General features: G+C 65.7%; 12 protein-coding genes. 6 read left to right on the plus strand and 6 right to left on the minus strand.

Annotation, left to right across the window (positions count from 1 at the left end; all coding sequences use genetic code 11):
* Positions 1–13: 13 nt before the first annotated feature.
* The 4 genes from DVS29_RS07205 to DVS29_RS07220 are packed head-to-tail and all read left to right on the plus strand — an operon-like array spanning position 14 to position 4,990.
* Entirely contained in the window at positions 14–1,018 is a 1,005-nt protein-coding gene (locus DVS29_RS07205) for a tetratricopeptide repeat protein (protein WP_118179906.1), read from the plus strand.
* Positions 1,015–2,694 (plus strand): GT4 family glycosyltransferase PelF, encoded by a 1,680-nt coding sequence (gene pelF / locus DVS29_RS07210; protein WP_118179756.1) that lies wholly within the window; start codon positions 1,015–1,017, stop codon positions 2,692–2,694. Before DVS29_RS07205 ends, pelF begins: the two co-directional genes overlap by 4 nt.
* Positions 2,694–4,067, plus strand: coding sequence for an exopolysaccharide Pel transporter PelG (gene pelG / locus DVS29_RS07215; RefSeq protein WP_118179757.1), 1,374 nt, complete (start codon positions 2,694–2,696; stop codon positions 4,065–4,067). Before pelF ends, pelG begins: the two co-directional genes overlap by 1 nt.
* An 11-nt stretch (positions 4,068–4,078) precedes the next feature.
* A complete protein-coding gene (locus DVS29_RS07220) occupies positions 4,079–4,990 on the plus strand; it encodes an endo alpha-1,4 polygalactosaminidase (RefSeq protein WP_118179758.1) in 912 nt (303 codons plus the stop codon).
* A gap of 41 nt (positions 4,991–5,031) precedes the next feature.
* Here DVS29_RS07220 and DVS29_RS07225 read toward each other — a convergent pair whose 3' ends face one another.
* Complete coding sequence (locus DVS29_RS07225) at positions 5,032–5,664, minus strand: LysE/ArgO family amino acid transporter (RefSeq protein WP_118179759.1); 633 nt, start codon at positions 5,662–5,664, stop codon at positions 5,032–5,034.
* 98 nt (positions 5,665–5,762) lie between these two features.
* Between DVS29_RS07225 and DVS29_RS07230 the strand changes: the two genes are divergently transcribed.
* Entirely contained in the window at positions 5,763–6,665 is a 903-nt protein-coding gene (locus tag DVS29_RS07230; protein ID WP_118179760.1) for a LysR family transcriptional regulator ArgP, read from the plus strand.
* A gap of 33 nt (positions 6,666–6,698) precedes the next feature.
* Here the strand turns inward: DVS29_RS07230 and DVS29_RS07235 are convergent, their stop codons facing one another.
* The 4 genes from DVS29_RS07235 to DVS29_RS07250 all read right to left on the minus strand — a co-directional run bounded on the left by DVS29_RS07235 (position 6,699) and on the right by DVS29_RS07250 (position 12,270).
* A complete protein-coding gene (locus tag DVS29_RS07235; RefSeq protein ID WP_118179761.1) occupies positions 6,699–7,079 on the minus strand; it encodes a metal-binding protein in 381 nt (126 codons plus the stop codon).
* 931 nt (positions 7,080–8,010) lie between these two features.
* Positions 8,011–8,736 carry an aspartate/glutamate racemase family protein gene (locus tag DVS29_RS07240; RefSeq protein WP_118179762.1) on the minus strand — a complete coding sequence of 242 codons (726 nt, stop codon included), beginning with the start codon at positions 8,734–8,736 and terminating at the stop codon, positions 8,011–8,013.
* A complete protein-coding gene (locus DVS29_RS07245) occupies positions 8,733–9,959 on the minus strand; it encodes a DUF917 domain-containing protein (protein WP_118179763.1) in 1,227 nt (408 codons plus the stop codon). Before DVS29_RS07245 ends, DVS29_RS07240 begins: the two co-directional genes overlap by 4 nt.
* Positions 9,949–12,270 carry a sigma-54-dependent transcriptional regulator gene (locus DVS29_RS07250; protein ID WP_118179764.1) on the minus strand — a complete coding sequence of 774 codons (2,322 nt, stop codon included), beginning with the start codon at positions 12,268–12,270 and terminating at the stop codon, positions 9,949–9,951. The genes DVS29_RS07245 and DVS29_RS07250 overlap by 11 nt, the downstream gene beginning before the upstream one ends.
* Before the next feature lie 151 nt (positions 12,271–12,421).
* On the opposite strand from DVS29_RS07250, the gene DVS29_RS07255 reads away from it, so the two are divergent.
* Positions 12,422–12,802: a DUF2322 family protein gene (locus DVS29_RS07255; RefSeq protein WP_118179765.1), complete on the plus strand. Its 381-nt coding sequence runs from the start codon at positions 12,422–12,424 to the stop codon at positions 12,800–12,802.
* Between the two features lie 96 nt (positions 12,803–12,898).
* Here DVS29_RS07255 and DVS29_RS07260 read toward each other — a convergent pair whose 3' ends face one another.
* Positions 12,899–13,741, minus strand: coding sequence for a helix-turn-helix transcriptional regulator (locus tag DVS29_RS07260; RefSeq protein WP_118179766.1), 843 nt, complete (start codon positions 13,739–13,741; stop codon positions 12,899–12,901).
* Positions 13,742–13,883: the final 142 nt, after the last annotated feature.

The following is a 13,883-nucleotide window of genomic DNA, read 5'->3' on the forward strand; positions in this document are numbered from 1 at the left end:
CGGCGCGATCGGCATGCTGGTGGAACTGCTCGCGCTCGTCGGCATCGTGCTCGTCGCGTGGTTGCAGTGGCTGGTGCTGCGGCACTTTCTGGAGGACGCCGGCGGCATCGATCCGCTGTTGCCGGTGTTCGCGGTCGACGTGATCGGCGCGGCCGTGCAGGCGCTGCTGTTCCGTCTGCTGCTGCCGGCGCGCTACCGCGAGCCGCGCGGCTGGACCCTCGCGTTCCTGTGGCTCGCGTGCGCGTTCGTGCCGGTGGCGGGCGGCTTCGTGGTGCTCGCGAGCTGCGTGTGGGCCGCGTGCTTCCCGGTGAACAACGTGTCGGACCGGCTCGACGACGTGCCGGTGCCGCAGTTCGTCACCTACCTGATGTCGCGCGTGTCGCATGGCGGCGGCGCGCGCCTGCAGGCCAGACTCGTGAATACCCAGGTGCCCGCGTCGGACCGCCTGTCCGCGCTGGTCGCGATCCAGGGCATGCCGACCCGCACGACCGGAACGCTGCTGCGCGACCTGCTCGCGGATCCGATCGAAGACGTGCGGCTTATCGCGTACGGCAGGCTCGACCAGGCCGAGAACGAAATCATGCAGCAGATCTTCAATACCGCGAAAACGCTTGAAGCGGCGCAATCCGACACGGAGCGCCACCTGCTCAACCGTCAGCTCGCCGAGCTGTATTTCGAGCTCGTGTACCAGAACCTGGTGCAGGGCGCGGTCTACCTGCATACGCTTGAGCAGGCCGATCACTACGCGCGCGCCGCGCTCGAAACCGACGACACCGACGCCGCGCTGTGGATGATCCGCGGCCGGCTCGCGCTCGCCAACGGCAATGCGGACGAAGCGGGGCGCTACATGGCGCGCGCGCAGGAACTCGGTTTTCCGAGCGAGCGTCTCGTGCCGTGGCTTGCCGAAGTCGCGTTCCTGCGCGGCGACTACGACCGCGTGTCGCAGCTTCTCTCGTCGCTCGGCCATGCGGCCGCGCTGCCGATGCTCAACCCTGTCGTGCGCTACTGGTCATCATGAAACCGTCACTTGAACGCCGCGCCGCCGATGCCGATGTCTGCCTGCTGCTGGAGGGCACGTTTCCGTACGTGCGCGGTGGCGTGTCGAGCTGGGTCAACGAGATGCTGCGCTCGTACCCCAATCTGCGCTTCGCGATCTGCTTCATCGGCAGCCGCGCGGAAGACTACGAGGGCGCCGCGTACGCGCTGCCCGACAACGTCGTGCACTTTGAGACGCACTACCTGTACGAAGCGCGCAACGTCGACGAGAACCTGCCCGGCGAAGTGCCGGGCGATGCCGAGGCGTTCGCGAAATCGGCGAAGCTGCACGACGCGTGGCGCGCTAAATCTGCCGACGCGAATCCCGGCGCGATGATGGCCGACATGGCGCAGCTGATCGGCGACGACGGACCACTGAACGAGCAGCAGTTCATGTCGAGCCGCGCGGCGTGGGATTTCATCGTCGACCAGTATCACCGGCATTGCACGGACCCGTCGTTTACCGACTACTTCTGGACCGTGCGCATCATGCACAAGCCGCTGTGGCTGCTCGCGCGCGTCGCCGCGGGGCTGCCGCGCGCGAAGGTGTACCACACGGTGTCGACCGGCTACGCGGGCTTTCTCGGCGCGCTGCTGCATTACCGCACCGGGCGGCCGCTGCTGGTGTCGGAGCATGGCATCTACACGAAGGAACGCAAGATCGACCTGCTGCAGAGCCAGTGGATCCGCGACAACCGCGGGGCGTTCGAACGCGACATCGCGAAGATCAGCTATTTCCGCGAGCTGTGGGTGCGCTTTTTCGAAGCGCTCGGCAAGCTCGCGTATGACGCCGCCGCCGACATCGTCGCGCTCTACGAGACCAACCGCCTTCGGCAGATCACCGACGGCGCCGAGGCTGCGAAGACGCGCAATATTCCGAACGGCGTCGATGTCGACGGTCTCGCGCGGCTGGTCGGCGAACGCGTCGACGGTCCGCACAAGGTGGTCGCGCTGATCGGCCGCGTGGTGCCGATCAAGGACATCAAGACCTTCATTCGCGCGCTCTTTATCGCGTCGCGCGCGATGCCGGAGATCGAAGGCTGGATCGTCGGTCCCGAAGAGGAAGACCCGGCGTACGCGCAGGAATGCCGCGCGCTCGCGCAGAGCCTCGGGCTCGCGAACAACGTGAAATTCCTTGGTTTCCAGCGCATCGACAACATCCTGCCGAAGGTCGACGTGATTGCGCTGACCTCGATCAGCGAGGCGCTGCCGCTCGTCGTGCTGGAGGGCTTCGCGGCCGGCATTCCGTCGATCACGACGGACGTCGGTTCGTGCCGCCAGCTGATCGAAGGGCAGAGCGCGGAAGACCGCGCGCTGGGTTCGGCGGGCGCCGTCGTGCCGATCGCGAATCCGGCGGCGTTCGCCGAGGCGGTCGTCGCGCTGCTCGGCGACGAACCGCGTTGGCGCGCGGCGCAGGCCGCGGGCCTCGCACGCGTGCGGCAGTTCTATACGAAGAAGCAGATGATCGATCAATACCGCGAGCTGTACGAGCGCCTGTGCGCAACCCCGGACCGGTCGAGCGGTTCGCGCGGCAACATGGGCGGCATGGGCGACGGTTCGGCAAGCGCGCCCATCGGTTGCCCGATGCATGCGGGTGGCGGTGCCACCAGCGTGACGCGGCCGCTCGAAACGGCCGTGCAGGCGCAGGGAGGCCGCTGATGGCTGGCATTGGCTTCGAGCTCCGCAAGATCCTCAAGCGCGATTCGCTCACGAGCGTTGCGCGCGCGTATGCATACGCGGGCCTCATCAGTTCCGGGCCGCTGATCCTGTCGATCTTCGGCATTCTGCTGATCGGCTTGTTGAGCCTCGCGTACGTGATTCCGAAGTACGCGGTCGTGCAGTTCCAGGTGTCGGTCACGTACCTGATTGCGTGCAGCCTGATCCTGACCGGGCCGCTGCAGCTGTCGTTCACGCGCTTCATTTCGGACCGCCTGTTCGAGCATCGTGAAGACCTCGTGCTGTCGAACTACAACGGTGTGCTGCTGGTGTCGACGGCGGTGACCGGCGTGCTCGGCTTCATCGCGATCGCGCTGGGCTTTCGCGGCGAGCCGCTCGGCTACCGGGTGCTGATGATCGCGGGCTTCGTCGTGATCAGCAACATCTGGATCGCGGTGATTTTTCTGTCCAGCGTCAAGCAGTACCGGCAGATCCTGTACACGTTCGTGGTCGGCTACGGCTGCACGGTGGGCTTCGCGCTGCTGCTGAACCGTCATGGCATTACGGGTCTGCTCGGCGGCTTCGTGGCCGGGCACGTGGTGCTGCTGATCGGCCTCTCGGGCCTGATCTACCGGCACTACCGCAGCGAGCGTTTCATCTCGTTCGAAGTGTTCGAGAAGCGCTTCGCGTATCCGAGCCTCGCGCTCGTCGGGCTGTTGTTCAACCTTGGCGTGTGGATCGACAAGTTCATGTTCTGGTACGCGCCGGGCACGGGGTCGAAGGTGATCGGGCCGCTGCATGCTTCGGTGATCTACGACATTCCGGTGTTCATCGCGTACGTGTGCGTGATGCCGGGCATGGCGACCTTCCTCGTGCGGATCGAGGCGGACTTCGTCGAGTACTACGACGCGTTCTACGATGCGGTGCGTAGCGGCGCGACGCTGCGCCACATCAACGACATGCGCGACATGATGGTAAGCAGCGTGCGCACGGGCCTCTACGAGATCCTGAAGATCCAGGCCGTCGTGCTGCTGCTGATCGTCGCGTTCGGCAGCCATCTGCTCGACCTGCTGCATATCTCGACGCTGTATATGCCGCTGCTGATGCTCGACGTGATCGCGGCGAGTCTTCAGGTGCTGCTGCTAGGTCTGCTGAACGTGTTCTTCTATCTCGACGCGCGCCGCACGGTGCTGCGGCTGTGTCTCGCGTTCGTCGTGCTGAACGGTGTGCTCACGGGCATCACACTGTGGCTCTCGCCGGACGCGTATGGCTACGGCTTCGCGATCGCGCTGCTGATTCTGGTGGTGGCGGCCGTGCAGACGCTCGACCGCAAGTTCAGCAAGCTCGAGTACGAAACGTACATGCTGCGCAACTGAGTTTTATCGCAATGAACGGTTCGTGGACGCGGGATGCATTTCCGCTGGGGTTGTTGTGCGCGGCGCTGGCGATCGTGCTGGTGTCGCTGCTGTGGGTACAAAGGGCCGCGGCCGCGCGTGCCGACACGCAGGGTGGTGTGGCGTCACATGCGATTGGCCGGGTGGCGTTCTACTATGGCGAACACGTGCCGGTGGACGCGCTGCACGGCTTCGATACGGTGGTCGTGGAGGCGGACAGCGGTTTCGATCCGCGCGCGCACGCGGCGAGCGGCACGCACTGGTTCGCGTATGTGAGCGTCGGCGAAGTGTCGCCGGATCGCGATTACCGGCGCGACATGCCGGACGAGTGGCTGATCGGCACGAATACGACGTGGGCGTCCACCGTGATCGATCAGGCCGCGCCCGGTTGGCCCGCGTTTTTCGCGGAGCACGTGATCGGGCCGCTGTGGGCGCGCGGTTATCGCGGCTTCTTTCTCGATACACTCGATTCGTACCAGCTCGCGGCGCGTACCGATGCGGCGCGCGCGCGTCAGCAGGCCGGTCTCATCGAGGTGATCCGCACCGCGAAGGCGCGTTATCCTGGCATTCGCTTCATCTTCAACCGGGGCTTCGAAATCCTGCCGCAGGTGCACGATGCCGTGGACGCGGTCGCGTTCGAATCGCTGTTCGGCGAGTGGGATCAGGCGAACCAGCGCTACGACGAGGTGTCCAAGAACGACCGTGAGTGGCTGCTCGCGCAGGCCGAGACGATTCGCGACCGCTACCATCTGCCGGTGATTTCCATCGACTACTGCGAGCCCGGTGACGATGCCGCGGCGCGGTCGATCGTCGAGCGGATTTCCGCGATCGGGATCACGCCGTATGTGACGGATGGCGCGTTGCGGTCGGTGGGGCTCGGGCCTGAATTTGCCGCGCAGCGGTGAGGTTGTCTTTGCGTTTGTTTTGATGCCGCGCTGCGTATGTCTCAACGCAGCTGCGTCACTGCGATCAGCAGCACCATGCTGCCGATCGCGCCATCCAGCACCCGCCACGCGGTCGCGCGTTTGAACAGCGGCGCAAGGACGCGCGCGCCATATCCCAGCCCGACGAACCACACCGCGCTGACCGACATCGCGCCGAGCGCGAACGCGACCCGCGCGCCTTCCGGTTCGCGCGCGCCGGCCGTGCCGATCAGCAGGAACGTGTCCAGATAGACGTGAGGATTGAGCCACGTCAGCGCGAGGGTCGTCAGAATCACACCCGATGCGCGCTGCACGGGCGCGGCCGGTGTCTGGCCGTTTTGCGCGCCGTTGGCATCAAGCACTGCATGCCCCGGCTTCAGCGCGCGGCGCCACGCGCTCACCCCGAACCACACGAGATACGCGAGACCGACATAGAGCATCGCGTGAACGAACAGCGGATAGCGGCCGACCAGTGCCGATGCGCCACCGACACCCGCCGCGATCAGCGCGAAATCCGACAGCGTGCACAGCGTGACGATCTTGCCGACGTGCGAGCGCTGGATGCCCTGGCGCAGCACGTAGGCGTTCTGTGCGCCGATGGTGACGATCAGCGACGCGCAAAGCGCCGCGCCGTGAGAAAAGGCGAATCCGTTCATGATGCGGTGGACTGGACGTGGATGGCAGATGGCGCTAGTCTGCAACGACGCTTCGCGTAAGAGAAGCTCATTTTCGTTAAGCGGATTAAGGAACGCTAATGCTCGACTATGCACTGCTCGATGCGCTCGTTGCCGTGGTGCGGCATGGTTCGTTTGATCGCGCGGCGCGCGCGCTCAACGTGACGCCGTCGGCCGTGTCGCAGCGGGTGAAGCTGCTGGAGGAACGGGTGGGCAGCGTGCTCGTGAAGCGTGGCCAGCCGTGCGTCGCGACCACCTCCGGCGCGCTGCTGTGCCGTCACACCGAGCGGGTGCAACTGCTCGAGTCGGAACTGGGCGGCCAGTTGCCGGCGGTGCCGGCGCTTGCCGATGCGCTCGGCGACGAATGGCCGACGCTGCGCGTGGCGGTCAACGACGACAGCGTCGGCACGTGGTTCATCGATGCGGTCGCCGCGTTCTGCAACGAGCGGCGCATGCTGCTCGACATCGTGATCGACGATCAGGATCACACCGCGCAGCGGATCCGCGACGGTAGCGTGCAGGGCGCGGTGACGACCCAGGCGGAGCCGGTGCAGGGTTGCCGCTCGACGCGGCTGGGCCGGATGCGTTACCGCGCCGTGTGCTCGCCGGCGTTTTTCTCGCAGCATTTCGCGGGCGGCGTGAATCGCGACTCGCTGCGGCGCGCGCCATGCGTCGATTTCAATCCGAAAGACGAATTGCAGGAGCGCTTCATCCGGCGCGTCACGCGCGCCGACGTCGATCCGCCGCGGCACTGGATTCCGCATGTCGCGGGCTTCGTGCGCGCCTGCGTGACGGGGATGGGCTGGGGCATGTGCCCCGACCGGATGACCGCCGACCTGATGCAGCGCGGCGAACTGGTCGAGATGACACCGGGGCGTGCGCTCGACGTCGATCTGTACTGGCAGAGCTGGCGGCTGTCGATCGGCTGGCTGGACGACTTCGGCGCGATGTTGCGGAAGCGGGCGGGGGAGTTTCTGGATTGAGCGTGAGCGGCTTCGGGGTTCCAGCGATGACGTTCAGCTGCGCGCACCAGTCGCGAACAGATGGTCGACGCAGAACGCGCTGCCTTTAAGCCGCTTTCGCGTGCAGTCGTTCCACGTGCAGTTCGATTCGCACAGGCCGCCTCGTGACGCGGCAAGATGCGCCTTGCGCTGGGTTTCGTCGAAGGTCTTCCAGTTGGCGGTACCCGCGATCTTCACCACGAGCTGGATCTGATACTTGTCCCATTCGTCCACGGACCACAGCTGGCTGCACGACCGGCACCGGAGCAGCGCCTTCCACCCGTCCGCGCCGACCTGAACGAAACCCGGAAACAGCATGGCGATCGGTCCATTGACCTGGCGGACCGATGGATGATTGCCGCAGTCGCAGTGCGTGGTGTGATCGGAATCGGTCATGGCTATCGGGCGGCGGGTTGCGGCAGGGCGGTGCGCCAAAGGCAGGAGCCGTATTGTAGTGCCGTCGGTTTCTGAAACGCTAATTAAGTTTGTTTGATCGGCACATTTGAAGATTCATCCGTGAACCGGATGAATTCGTCGAACCGCCATACCCGCTTGTGGGTACGGGCAGGGCGGCCGAGTCCGGAAATGAGATGCCCGGCGCGAGGCCGGGCATGTCGCTTCATCCGGTGTGATGTGCCAGCGAGGAACTCGCGCGCGGGCACGACCGGTTGCGGATGGTGTACAGCGAACAGCAACTGCGACCGCCGAATAAAAAGTGGACGGCCCTCTCTCGTGTCCCGGCGATGCCTAATTCGTGTTGTGTTGTTGTCGAATCTGATCGTTATTGTCGATCGCCGGGCTGGAATGTTTATTTTGGATCACTAATCGGACGACTTCAGTGGCCTGCCATGATTTTCCCCGTTTGTGGCGGCTCGCCGTTAAAGGCACTCGAACGGAGCCGGTCGTTCGCGTGCCGAATGCTTTCATCCCGTTGCCGGTTCATCGCTCGATCATTCGAGTCTGGTGCGCCTCGCTGTTCCCCGATCCAGCGTTCGCAGCGCGGTGCCCAACCTTGCTGTACGCGAGCCGTAAGGCTCGGGTCCGGCTGGTCATCCACGTCGCGATCGGCGAAGCGCATGACTATAAGCAAGGGCTGTGCCCATCGCGAAAGACGCGTCGCAAGCTGCGTAGCGGGTCGGGAAGTTCATCTGAGAGGGACGATCCCGTCCATTCTCTTTGGATTGAGTGGACGGTATCGTCCACATTTGACGTTCGAGGCGGGGCCTGCGCTTGCGGGAAGGCGCGGGAACGAGGCTGCAACGGAAGGAAAATGAAAGAGAAGGGGCGCGACGCATCGCGCGTCGCGCCCCCGCCATACACGTGCCGGTTACGACTGCAGCGTGGTCTTGCTGTAAGTCAGGCGGCTCGGCCGCACACGCATGCGGACGAGCGACACGAGGAAGCTGAACCCCGCGTGATTCGGATCGATCACCGGCACGTAGCAGCCGAGCGCCTCGGTCAGCAGCGTCGAGACCCGGCTCGCCACGTCGACGAAGCCCGTGCAACCGAGCAGGATCGATTGCGCGCCATCTTCCCGGATCGCCTTCATCGCGGTTTCGAAGGTCCGCGCCACCACCACGTCGATGTCGCTGAGTTGCGACACCGGGCAGTCGATCGGACGGATCGACGCGAACGTGTCCTGAATGCCGTAGCTTTGCGGATGGCCGCGCTGCATCGCGAGCGTGCTTTGCAGGATCGTGATGATCGAGAAGCGCTGGCTGAGCATCAGCGCGCCGAACGCGGAGGTCGGAAAGCCGCCGATGATCGGAATGTCGATCACTTCGCGCGCGGCCTCGACGCCGCACATGTCGAAGTCGGTCAGCCAGATTCCGTCGAAGCCGTCGAGCTCGATCTGACGCGCGAGTTCGACCACCGGCATCCCGTTCTCGAGCCAGTTGGTGCGGTTCTCGATATCGGGGTGGCCTTGCGTGATGTTGCGGATCTCGACCTCGACGTCCGGCGGCACGACGGGCGTGACGGCCTTCAGGATGCGATCGTTGTACGCCGAAGTCGCGACCGGTACGAGCACGCAGATGCGGATTGGGGCGCTCATGCTGCGTCTCCCTGCTTCACGTGAGCATGCGGCAGCGATTCGAGCGGCACGTACGGCCCCAGATAGCCGAGCGTGTTCAGTACCTGCATGAAGCTGTCGAGAATCAGGCCGCCGGGCTGGCGCAGTTCGGGTTCGGCGCGCCATGCGATCAGCGTGACCGGACGCTTGCCGATGGCCGGGTTCAGCGAACCGTCGTCCTGCACGAGGTCGCCGTTGCTGAAGATCGACTGGCCTTCGCCACCGACGAAATACGCAACGCTGTCCGGCGCGAGCACGATCGGCTGCGGACGTTCGCTGTCCCACGCGAGCAGCGATTCGTTCTGGTACAGCACCGTGTACGTATGCTTCCCGGCGCGAATATGGACCTTGCCCACATCGAAGCCGCCGCTCGTATCGACTTCGGCGGACACGAGTTCGCCCGCTTCGGAAATGGCGCGCGCCTCGATGTCGCAGTGCTCGGCCAGATAGCCGATCATCTGGGCGATGCTGCCGATGCGCCCGGCCTTCACCGCGCGCCCCAGTTCCAGCGCGCGCGTGAGCGTGCCGTGGATCGGCGTGGCGCGCGCGATGTCCGCCGGCGCCATCACCCACATCGCGAGGCCGCCGAACTGGCCGAACTCGGGATCGGCCACGACGGGCCGCATCATCTGCTCGACGATCGCCGACACGTCCTGCTGATGCGTCTTGCCGCCGTTCTCGCCGCTGCGCGGCGTCACGTCGAGCTCGACGCAGAGGCCGCCCTGGCTCACCAGAAACGCCGGCCGCGGCACGATCTCCGCGGCGGCGAACGTGAGCATCGGCAGCGAAGGCACGGCGCGGCCCGCGCCGTCCGCGTCGATCACTGCGAGGCCCAGCTTCGCGGCCACGAGTGCCGCCACCGTGACGCCGAGCGCGCCGCTTTCGGGCGGCATCACATACGCGAGCTTGCGGCCCTGCGATGCGAGCCGTGCCTGCACGTTCTGCACGGCCAGCACGGGCCCACTTGGATAGGTAGCCGAATTGATCGCTTCGGGTGCGCCGAGATACGCGACCATCACCGCGTCGCCGTCGGTGGCTTCCGCGACGGACACCACGCGCACCGTATCGGTTGGGTAGTAGTCGCCTTTCGTGAAATGTTCTGCAAGGTGCGTGGCCGACACGATCGTGCCGCCGCCGCCACTGCCGAAAAACGCTGCGCCTAGCAGCAGCGGTTCAAGATCTTCCCGACGCAATTCATAGGCCATTCGTGAGTCCTTTTTTGTGGCGCGTGTGTGATGCGTCGTTGCGCAGGGCTGCGAGCAGGTCCACTGCATCGGCGACGCGGGGGGAGGGATCGGGAGGCAGCGCGCGCAGTCCGCGCTCGAGCGTATCGATGGCTTCGGTGCGGCGGCCGGTGCTGTCCAGCAGCTCCGCCAGATAGCGGGCGGCGTACACGCGCGCGGGCACGGAACCGAGCGCGAGCGCGGTGGACAGCGCGGTGCGCAGGCCCTGCTCGGCGGCGGTGAGATCGTTGAGCGCCCATTGCGCGCGAGCGCGGATCACCAGCAGTTCGCCGAGATAGACGCGCTCCTGGCGCGCGAGCGTTTCGTCGAGCGCGACCGCGAGCATCGATTCGCACGCGGCGGCATGGCTCGCGCGCAGCAGCAGTTCGCCGTGATGCCACGTCTTGAACGAATAGAACAGCGCACCGCCGCCGTCGGCGGCCATGTGGTTGTCGTAGCCGTCGATCATCAGCGCCTGCGCTTCGTCGTAGTGCCCTTGCCAGCAGATGTGGACCGCGCGCAGCACCTGACCCACGCCGCGATAGAACGAGAAGCCGTTGGCGATCGACACGGTTTCGAGCTCGCTCGCGAGCGGCCCGAGCCGCTCCATGTCGTTGAAGAGACACGCGAGCCATGCGGCGCCCTGCAGGTTGATCGCATGCGCGAATGCGTGCGTGCCGGGTTCGGACGCGCGCAGGATCAGCATTTCCATCGCGCGCCGCGACTGCTCGAATGCGCCGATCTGGTACGCCGCGAGCCCTTCGAGCGTCAACGCGAGACTCGCGAGATCGAGGCCCTGCGAACTCGTGCGCGTGTCGTTGCGGGCCACGTTGATCAGACCGCCGCGCGCGAGGCACGCGAGCGCTTCCTCGCTGTCGCCGAGCCAGAAGAGCGTGTTGGTCATCGCGACGTGTGCTTCGTCGAGCGCCACGCGGTCGCCGACGTTCTGCGCGCGCTGCAGCATGTCCTGCGCGGTGCCGCGCGCCTGCTTCAGTTGCAGCGTGGTCAGCTGCGTGGTCCAGATGCCGAACTGGATCGCGGCGATTTCCGACGCGTCGCACACGCCTTCGCCGACTGCGAGCGCGGCCGCGTAGCACGCGGTGGCTTCGGCATACAGCCAGCCATGCACGCTGCGCAGGCAGAGGCCGAGCAGACGGTACGCGTCGAACTGCAGCCGGCGCACGTCCTCCTGCTCGCGATTGATCTGCAGTACGTCGAGGCAGCGGCGCAGCAACGGGATCGCATCGGAGAAGCGCGCTTCGTCGACGAACGCGCTGCCGCGCTCCAGACATTTGCGCGCTTCGCGATGATGTTCCTCGCGCGCCTTCAGGCGCCGCTCGATCGTCTTGCGGCCCACGCCGAGCAGCGCGGCGGCCGCGCTCTTGTTGCCGCTGGTGCGCTCGAGCGCGCGATCGATCATCAGACTTTCGGCGGCTGCGAGCTTGTCGCGTCCTTCGAGCTGCAGCAGCATGTCCGCGAGGTTCGAACGCGACACCGGTCCCGCGGTTTCGTTGGCGAGAAACGGTTCGAGCGTGTCGATGTTGATGAGCGTGCTTTCGGCGAGCACGCTCAGCTGGCTGATCAGGTTGCGCAGTTGCCGGATGTGTCCCGGCCACGTGTGCTGGCAGAGCGCGCGCATCGCGACCGGCGAGAATTCGAGCCGGCGCGTCTGCTGGGTCGCGAAGTGCGTGACGAGCGCGGGAATGTCTTCGACCCGCTGCTCGAGCCCGGGCACCGCGAGCACGAACACCGCGAGCCGGTAGAACAGGTCCTCGCGAAACTGGCCGTCGCGCGCGAGCTCGCGCAGGTCGCGGTGCGTCGCGGCGACGATGCGGCCTTCGAAGCGCAGACTGGTGGACGAGCCGATCGGCCGGTAGGTGCGCGTTTCCAGCACGCGCAACAGCTTCGGCTGCAGCGTGAGCGGCAGCTCGCCGATTTCGTCGAGCAGCAGCGTGCCCTTGCCGACCTGTTGCAGCAAGCCCTGGCGACTTTCGCCGGCGCCGGTGAACGCGCCTTTCGCGTGTCCGAAGAGCTCGGACTCGACCAGATTCTCCGGAATGGCGCCGCAGTTTACGTCGACGAAAGGTTGATCGTGCCTGAGGCTGCGGGCATGCACGCGGCGCGCGACCAGTTCCTTGCCTGAGCCCGTCGGCCCGAATACGAGCAGTGCGTGGTCGGTCGGCGCGACGCGATCGATCATGCGGACGAGCTGGCGGAATGCCGGCGCTGCGCCGATGAATGCGCCCGAATCCGCCTTGTCGTGTGCGAACGGGGCGGCGAGGGGAGAACTCATTGCTGGTTGCGCTCCAGATAGACCTTGCCTGACATTATTTGGGCGCACGGGCGAGCGACTAAAAATGCCTTCCCGGCGATAACGGCAATTCATGCCTGATTCTTTAGCAATGTGGGGTTCCCACCGACGACGCTGCAGCCGATCGGATAAGATGCGGGCTCCACAAAAAACGACTTCAAAGGCAAACGCAGTGACTTCAGCGATTCAACCCGGCAGCGTATTCAAGGACAACCTCGCGCAGCTTCCCGGCATCGACGGGATCGAGCGCATCGATCTGGTGGACGGCCTGGGCGCGGTCGTCGCGTCGATCGAGAACAAGCCGGGCAAGCAGGGCTCGCTCGCGGTTTACCACTATCTGCGCGAGGTATTCGGCTCGCTCGACGCGCAGGCCGCCGAACACGGACTCGCGGTGTTCGCCGAACATACCGCCGATGCGCGCAACCGTCCGGGCGCGCATCCGAACGTCGACCGGCTGCTCGAGATCGCGAACGGCGGCGACGCGCTGCGGATCGACGTGATTGCGGCTGCTTGAGCGACTGACCTGAGCGACCGATCTGCGCGACGCACCTGAGCGTTTGCCTGAGCAACGGACCTGAGCGACGCACCAGCGCGACGCATCTGAGCAACGCTACAGGCCGCGCGCTTTCACGTACTCCGCGATCAGCCACTTGACGCGTTCGGCCGCGGCGGGCGTGGCCGGTGTATAGACGACGAGCCCCAGATCCGGCCGGTTGTGCACGGCAAACGACGAGAATTCCAGCTCGATCAGTCCCACCACCGGATGCAGGATCTGCTTCGTGCCTTCGTCGGTGGAGCGGACGTCGTGGTCGCGCCAGATCCGGTCGAAGTCGGCGCTCTCCGCGCGCAGTTCCTCCACGAACGCCTGCACGTCCTTCGCCGCGCCGCCTCTCGCGACGTCCGCGCGAAACGCCGCCACCACGTAGCGCGCCACGCTCTCCCAGTCGGTCTGCGCATCGCGTACGCCCGGGTTGCGAAAAATCAGCCGCAGGATGTTGCGATCTTTTGGTTCGAGCTCCTGATAATCGGTCAGCACCGCCTGCGCGGCGCGATTCCACGCGACGATATCCCACGTTGCCGTACGCACGAGCGAGGGGCTGTATTCCAGCGCATCGAGCACACGCTGCAGCGCGGGCGTGACACCGTTGACAGCCTGATAGCGAACCTCGGGCGGCCGCCCGAGCCCCAGCAGAAATACGTGCTCGCGCTCGACGTCGGTCAGCATCAGCGCGCGGGCGATGCGGTCGAGCACCTCGGAAGAGGGCGCGCCGCCGCGTCCCTGTTCGAGCCACGTGTACCACGTCGCGCTGACGTTGGCACGTTGCGCGACTTCTTCGCGCCGGAGTCCAGGCGTGCGCCGGCGTTCGGTGGGAATGCCGAGCGCGGCGGGGTCGAGCTTCTCGCGCCGCGCGCGCAGATAGCTGCCAAGCAGATTGTCGTTGCCGTTCGCCATGCCGGTGGTCGTCCGTTCCCTATCCCATTCTTCGTTCAACGGGTGCTGCGATTCGAGCGCGCTCAAGCGTTCGCAAGCGCAGGTAGATGGTAATCCCTCATCTCGTGATACAGGTGACGAGCGGCACGTAGATGGTTGACAA

Origin of the sequence: Paraburkholderia phosphatilytica, assembly GCF_003443895.1 — a bacterium.
GTDB lineage: Bacteria > Pseudomonadota > Gammaproteobacteria > Burkholderiales > Burkholderiaceae > Paraburkholderia > Paraburkholderia phosphatilytica.